Raw genomic sequence first — 338 nt, 5'->3', positions numbered from 1 at the left:
CTGAAGAGGCCGATCTGGAACAGTCCATCTATCAGGAAGTGGCCGCCGATGAGGTTGGCAACGCACACGCGCTTGATGCGCTGACGATGAAGGTACTGGGCAGGTACGGGGGCGCATCGGAGCAGTATCCCGAGCTGCGCAGCACCTGGGTATCCAAGCGGCTAATGTATGAGGATCCGCTTTACCTGGCCAATTACCTGTATGCCGGACTGATTGCGGTGCAGCTCTTCGCACAAGACCAGCAGGATCCGGAGGGATTCAGGGAGCGCTACCTGGCAGTCCTGGGCGAGGGGTTTGATCGCCCGCCGCAGCAGCAGGTCGAGCAGTTGCTGAATGCG

The 338-nt window shown here is 60.4% G+C and carries 1 protein-coding gene; it reads left to right on the top strand.

Translation table 11 applies throughout. From position 1 onward, the window contains the following. Nucleotides 1–338 (top strand): hypothetical protein (locus EN846_RS34100; protein WP_210236150.1); only part of this gene is annotated, 338 nt, incomplete at both ends.

The organism is Mesorhizobium sp. M4B.F.Ca.ET.203.01.1.1 (assembly GCF_004791025.1).
Lineage (GTDB): Bacteria > Pseudomonadota > Alphaproteobacteria > Rhizobiales > Rhizobiaceae > Mesorhizobium > Mesorhizobium abyssinicae.
Note: the sequence above shows the minus strand (reverse complement) of the source record. Positions and strands in the feature narration are given on the sequence as shown.